Origin of the sequence: Variovorax sp. dw_954, from assembly GCF_018449755.1 — a bacterium.
Lineage (GTDB): Bacteria > Pseudomonadota > Gammaproteobacteria > Burkholderiales > Burkholderiaceae_C > Variovorax.
Window position 1 is genome coordinate 1 of sequence record NZ_JAAVVD010000057.1, and the last position, 6,050, is coordinate 6,050.

Annotated in this window: 6 protein-coding genes and 1 pseudogene; 4 read left to right on the forward strand and 3 right to left on the reverse strand. The window is 66.4% G+C overall.

Translation table 11 applies throughout. The features are described 5' to 3' along the window. Positions 1-195 (reverse strand): annotated as a pseudogene (locus HB681_RS37110) (quinone oxidoreductase); the annotation flags it as partial. Between the two features lie 357 nt (positions 196-552). On the opposite strand from HB681_RS37110, the gene HB681_RS38615 reads away from it, so the two are divergent. Continuing rightward, positions 553-684, forward strand: coding sequence for a hypothetical protein (locus HB681_RS38615; protein WP_256735265.1), 132 nt, complete (start codon positions 553-555; stop codon positions 682-684). A 49-nt stretch (positions 685-733) separates the two neighbouring features. Further along, positions 734-1,582 carry a TauD/TfdA family dioxygenase gene (locus HB681_RS37115; protein WP_213959907.1) on the forward strand — a complete coding sequence of 283 codons (849 nt, stop codon included), beginning with the start codon at positions 734-736 and terminating at the stop codon, positions 1,580-1,582. Between the two features lie 271 nt (positions 1,583-1,853). On the opposite strand, the gene HB681_RS37120 is transcribed toward HB681_RS37115, so the two are convergent. Then, on the reverse strand, positions 1,854-3,443 hold the full coding sequence (locus HB681_RS37120; protein WP_213959903.1) for a TrkA C-terminal domain-containing protein: 1,590 nt from the start codon (positions 3,441-3,443) through the stop codon (positions 1,854-1,856). 256 nt (positions 3,444-3,699) lie between these two features. Between HB681_RS37120 and HB681_RS37125 the strand changes: the two genes are divergently transcribed. After that, positions 3,700-4,026, forward strand: coding sequence for a Rieske 2Fe-2S domain-containing protein (locus HB681_RS37125; protein ID WP_213959904.1), 327 nt, complete (start codon positions 3,700-3,702; stop codon positions 4,024-4,026). Positions 4,027-4,147: 121 nt separating this feature from the next. Beyond that, on the forward strand, positions 4,148-4,945 hold the full coding sequence (locus HB681_RS37130) for a DUF3047 domain-containing protein (RefSeq protein ID WP_213959905.1): 798 nt from the start codon (positions 4,148-4,150) through the stop codon (positions 4,943-4,945). Positions 4,946-4,962: 17 nt separating this feature from the next. Here the strand turns inward: HB681_RS37130 and HB681_RS37135 are convergent, their stop codons facing one another. Next, complete coding sequence (locus HB681_RS37135) at positions 4,963-5,973, reverse strand: putative sulfate exporter family transporter (RefSeq protein WP_213959906.1); 1,011 nt, start codon at positions 5,971-5,973, stop codon at positions 4,963-4,965. Positions 5,974-6,050 lie beyond the last annotated feature (77 nt).

Consider the following 6,050-nt stretch of genomic DNA (forward strand, 5'->3'; position numbering starts at 1 on the left):
AGCGGCCTCCACGCCCAGGCCGCTGGGCATGGGCACGGCGTAGGTGCCGTTGCGGAAATAAGTGTCGGCGTAGTTCAGGCCCACCGCCACATGGCGCAGCCTGACCTGACCGGGGCCGGGATCGCCGACTTCGACGTCTTCGTAGCGAAGGACTTCGGGGCCGCCGGCCTCGTATTGGCGTACTGCTTTTGCCATTGTTCGTGTCTCCTGAATGGGTATGGAATCGATGAGCTAACTGTAGGGATCGCGGCCCGGCGACGCTTCGCAAGTCACGACACGCATTTCGCTTTTCGTGCCTGAACCCGCAGCGCCGAATTCACTGTTCACAGCATCGGGATGCGCCCGATCGGCACGCCGACCGGGCTATGGCTCGCCACTCCCGGCAGTCCCGTCGAATCGGCTTCAATCGCGCGAGCATCCGGTCGGGCTGCTCGACCCAGGGCCTGCATGCCGCTGGCCGGTCGAAATTGATCTTGGACAGTTCGAATCGCGGTCGCCGCACTATGCTGGCACCGTGGGCGAGGTGCCAGCGACACGAGGGTGCCCGATGCCTTGCTGACCCCGCCGCCCGACTTCGCGTCGCCGATGCCCGAGGGCTATCCGATGCTCGAAGCGCCAAGCGGAGACTGCCTGCCGGGGCCGGGCACGCGATTGCAAGGAGACAACGATGAGCAGTTCTACTGAAGCCGGCGCCCCTGCCGCAGCAACGATCGCGCGCGGTCGTTCGAGCGCCATCCGGGTTGAAAAGCTGACCCCCACCATCGGCGCCGAGTTGCACGGCGTCGACCTGGCTGACGCCGTTCACGACGACGGGCTGTTCGACGAAATCCGGGCGCTGCTGCTCGCGCACAAGGTGCTGTTCCTGCGCGAGCAGCATTTCACGCGCGCCGAGCACGTCGCCTTCGCCCGTCGCTTCGGCCCCCTGGAAGATCATCCGGTCGTCGGCACCGACCCTGACCACCCGGGGCTGGTACGCATCTACAAAGGCCCCGACAGCCGCCAGGAGCAATACGAAAACGCCTGGCACTGCGACGCGACCTGGCGCGAGTGTCCGCAGATGGGCGCGGTCCTGCGCTGCGTTGAAGGTCCCGACGTCGGTGGCGACATGTTGTGGGCCAACATGGCCGAGGCTTATCGCCGCCTGCCCGAGCACATCAAGGCACAGATCGCGCCGCTGCGCGCGCGCCACAGCATCGAAGCCAGCTTCGGCGCCGTGATGCCGACCGAAAAGCGACTGGCGCTGCACGCGCAATACCCCGACGCCGAGCACCCGGTGGTGCGCACGCACCCGGAAACGGGCGAGAAGGTCCTGTTCGTCAACGCCTTCACCACGCATTTCACGAACTTCCACACGCCCGACAACGTGCGCCTGGGCCAGGACTACGCACCCGGCGCAAGCCTGCTGCTGAACTACCTCCAGGGCCAGGCCAGCGTGCCCGAGTACCAGGTGCGGTTCCGTTGGAAGACAAACAGCGTCGCCATCTGGGACAACCGTTGCACCCAGCACTATGCGGCGCAGGATTTCTGGCCGGCGGTGCGCAACCTGGAACGCGCCGGCATCGTCGGCGACGCGCCGCACTGAAGCAGGCAAGCGCGATCACACCATCGACGTGATCCTCACGCGCCGTCGTTGATCGGCCGGCACAACGCGGCGTGTGTTGGGCTGAGGGCGGTGGGTATCCCCCGCAGCGAAATAAAGGAGGAGCCGAAGGCGGGGGACATTCGCGGAGGGGGATACCCACCGCCCTCGGACCGCGCCCCTGCTTCCGTCCGGGTTTCTCAATGAAGATCGCATTCGGCAGCTTGCATCCAGCCCTCACCACCGATCCGCGGGCGCCCCCGTCTCGCGCCCCTCAGTTCCCCCAGGTCCCGACGACCTGGACCAACAGGATCTTTAGCACCGTCATCGACGGGAAGATCATCGCGTAGCCGATGTCCGGCCTGTCCGTCGGTGCGATGCGGTTGGCGAATGACAGGATGGCCGGGTTGCCGGTCACGCCCGAAATGATGCCCGCGGCCGCATCGAAGGGCATCCGGAAGACGAAGACCGTGACCAGCAGCGTCACGATGACGAGAACCGCCACGATGGCGCTGCCCAGCAGCAGGTAGAGCAGGCCGCTCTTGGCGATGGTGGCGGCAAAGGTCGCGCCCGACGAGATGCCGACCACGGCCAGAAAAAGCGTCAACCCGAAATTGCGCAGCACCAGGTTGGCCGACACGGGCATCGACCACTGGAACGGCCCGGTGCGGCGGCGCCATCCGAGGAACAAGGCGATCAGCAGCAGCCCCGCAAAGCCCAGCGTGAAGCGTCCGATGAACGGGAGCGGCCAGGCAATGGCACCGAAGCCCAGGCCCAGTGTGACGCCGACGCCGATGGCGATGTAGCTCACCTCGCCCGTGCCGCGCACCGAGTCGCCGAAGATCTTGCCGATCTCGGGAAAGCTCGCGCGCGGGGCCAGCACGCCCACACGGTCGCCGAATTCGAGCAGGCGATCCGGGTCGGGATGGAGGTCGGCATCGCTGCGGCGCAGGTGGAGGATGCGTGCGCCCAGTTCGGGCGCCAACTCGACGTCTCCCAGCCTTTTCCCGGCGATCTTCGCGTTGGACACGAAAAAGCGGTTGTAGTCCAGGTCGCTGCGGTCGCGCACCATGCGGCCCGGATCCGATGTGCCGAAGCGCGATGCGGCGTTGACGAGCGCCCCCTTGTCGGTGCCGGTGAGAAGCAGCACATCGTCGCGCTCCAGGGTCGTCTCGCCGGTTGCAGGAATGTTGTGATGGCTGCGCCGGATCGCCACGATCGACACGCCCGCAGGCAGGTTGCGCGACGCGTGGCTCAGGGTCATGCCCAGCACGCCGAACTCGGTCACGTCCACTTCCTCCGTAAGCATCACGACTGCGCCACGCTTTTCGAGTGGGGGCTTGGCCATGGCGTTGTACAGCCCCAGCAGCAGGATCGGCACGGCGACGCCGAGCGGGTAGGCCACCGAGTAGCCCGTCGCGGGCGCGGTGCCGAACACGGCGATCGCGGCCTGCAGCGCCGCGGTGCTGGTGCCGGCACCGGCGAACGCGCCCAGTGCCTCACCCAGCTCGACGCCAGGAATCCATCGAACCGCGGCCAGCGTCAGGGCCAGCGCAGCGGCGACCGCGATGACGGAGGCCAGGTTGGCCTTCGCGCCCTCCGCGCTGCTCAGGCCCCGGAAGAACTGGGCGCCGTAGGCGATGCCCACGCCGTAGAGGAACAGCAGCAGGCCGACGTTGCCCAGCAATGCCGGCAACACGAGCTTGGGCGCAAACGCGCCCACCGCCAGCCCCACGAAAAGTACGGCACCTGAGCCCAATGAGAATCCGCCGAGGTTGACAGCACCCAGCAAATAACCCAAAGCTATGGTGAGAAACACTGCCAGCAGGGGCTGGGCCGTCAGGAAGGTGCTGATCGATGTCATGGTGCTCCCGGAAGATGGCCGCCAACAACGGTGAGCGCAGTGTAAGGATTCAGCCCGGTCTTGAGTCACTTTCATCCAGCGACCGCATCGCACGAGGAGATCCCATGAAGACAGCCGTGTTCGGCACGCGAAGAAACGACAAGGCCATCATGGCGGCGGCGAACGCCAGGGCGGGGGCCGGGCTGGTCAACCGTGTGCCGGCTTCGTGACTGCCTTGCCGGAGGGCTCCGCGCCAAGCGCTGTATCGGGCCCCGACATGAACAGCCTTCGCTGGATCTCGCTCCCCGGCTTCGCGCCCCCACAGGCCGGCACCAGACGCTTCTTGCGTGTGGAGGATCGCAGCCTCCTGGTCTTTTGCATTGACGACGTCATGCATGCCATCGAGGATGGCTGCCCGCACGCCGGTGCCTCCTTCTTTGGCGCCTCGCTGGAAGGATGTGTCGTGAAGTGTCCGGCACACGGCCTCCGGTTCGACCTGAGAACCGGCTGCATGGTGGGCGGGCCTGGGCTGAAATTGAAGAAGCTGCCCATCGTCTTCGTGGACGGCACCTGGCGCGTCGCGTTCGACGAATCGCCTGCCTGACGCCCCCGGACGCTTTTTGCATCCGGGCGATTCCCGATGGGGTATTTATCTTGTCGCTCGCCTGCGTCACACTCCGGGTCGGGAGGCACAACACCCATTTCTCCAGCCATAGAGGCCAACCATGGACAACATGAGATTCCAGTCTGGGCGCGGACGGCGTTTGCTCGCTTCTGCGGTATTGCCTGTTGCGGCCGCGCTGCTCTGGATGGCGGCCCCGGCGGCGCGCGCCGATGGCTTGTTGACGCCGTTCTCGACCGCGCCGGGTCCGCAGGCGCCCGCGCCCTGGCGCTTCACGACCTTGCCCAACAAGGCGCCGACGAAATTCGAGGTCACCCAGCTCGATGGCCAGAAGGTGCTCAAGGTCGATGCCGACAAGTCCTACGGCAACCTTGTGCATCCCACGCGGGTCCAGCTCAACGACGAGGCCACACTCGCCTGGCGCTGGAAGGTGGAGGAATTCGTGGAAGGCGCCGATCTGCGCACCAAGGGCGGCGACGACGGCGCTGCCAAGATGTGCGTCTTCTTCGACTTTCCTGCCGACCGGCTGTCGGTGGGCGAGCGCACCAAGCTCGCACTGGCGAAAACCTCGACCGGCGAATCGGTGCCCACCCAGACGCTCTGCTACGTCTGGGATGTGAAGGAAAGCAAGGGCAGCGAATTCGACAACGCCTTCACCAAGCGCATTCACATGGACGTGCTCGAATCAGGCGCGACCGACAAGACCGGTGGCTGGCTGACCGAGCGCCGCAAGCTTCTGGCTGATTACAAGCGAGCCTTTGGCGCCGAGGCCGGCGATACGACGCCGGACGTGGTGGGGGTCGCGATCCAGGCCGATGCGGATAACACCAAGGCTCACGGGATCTCCTATTTCTCCGACGTCGATCTGCGCGGCGTACCCGCCGCAAAACCTGCGCAATAGCGGCCCGCCCGTGGTTCTCACATACCCCAGTGCAACATCGCCGCGACGAGCGCCGCGAGGAAGACGGTTTCCCCGACCATCAGCACGATCGGCTTGATGCCGACGCTGGCGAGTTCCTTGAGCTGGGTCTTCATGCCCAGCGCGCTGATGGCGACGACCAGGCACCAGCCCGAGAGGTCGTTCGCAAAGGTCTGCACCGACTTCGGAATCCAGCCGGTGCTGTTGACAGCGGCCAGCAGGACGAAGCCCACCGCGAACCAGGGCAGGATCGGCGGACGCTTGCCGCCTTGCTCGCCCCCGTGGCGGCGGCTGATCATGACCGCGCAGACGATGACCGGCAGCAGCATGGCTACGCGCATCAGCTTGACCACCGTGGCTGCATCACCCGTCTCCGGCGACATGCCGTAGCCCGCGCCCACCACCTGGGCCACGTCATGGATGGTGCCGCCCAGGAACATGCCCGCATGCGTGGCATCGAAGCCCAGCAGCCTGACGATGAGCGGGTAGACGATCATGGCCAGCGTGGACAGGGCCGACACGCCGATCACGGTGAACAGCGTGGCGCGCTCCTTGCCCGGATGCGAGGGCAGGGCCGCGGCCAGCGCCATGGCGGCCGAGGCGCCGCAGATCGCGGTGGCACCGCCGCTGAGCAGGCCGAACAGCGTGTTGAAGCCCATTGCCCGGGCGGCAATCATCGCCACGACGATGGTGATGACCACCGAGGCCACCACCATCACCACCGGATGCCAGCCCAGCGCCGCAATCTGCGAGAAGGTGATGCGCATGCCCAGCAGCGCGACACCGATGCGCAGCACTTCGCGCGAGGTGAACTCGATGCCCGGCTTGCAGGAGCCCTCCACGGCCAGGAAGTTGACGGCCATGCCGAGCAGCAGCGCGAACAGCATGACCGGTGCGTGGTAGTGGCCCGCCAGGAAGGTGGCGGCCGCAGCCACCACGACGCTGATCAGGAAGCCGGGGACGAGCGGGTGGACGCGTGCGCGCAGCACGCCGATGGAAATGGCAGTCATGGGGGAAATCCTGAGCTAGGAGATGGCGCGGCCGGCGCCGAGGGCACCGGCCGCAGCAGGAGTGGAGGAGGGATGCG

What these genes read in the sequence shown, in the direction of transcription:
- HB681_RS37135 (WP_213959906.1), bottom strand. Translation starts at nt 5,973, where the DNA reads ATGACTGCCATTTCCATCGGCGTGCTGCGCGCACGCGTCCACCCGCTC.
- HB681_RS37130 (WP_213959905.1), top strand. Translation starts at nt 4,148, where the DNA reads ATGGACAACATGAGATTCCAGTCTGGGCGCGGACGGCGTTTGCTCGCT.
- HB681_RS37125 (WP_213959904.1), top strand. Translation starts at nt 3,700, where the DNA reads ATGAACAGCCTTCGCTGGATCTCGCTCCCCGGCTTCGCGCCCCCACAG.
- HB681_RS37120 (WP_213959903.1), bottom strand. Translation starts at nt 3,443, where the DNA reads ATGACATCGATCAGCACCTTCCTGACGGCCCAGCCCCTGCTGGCAGTG.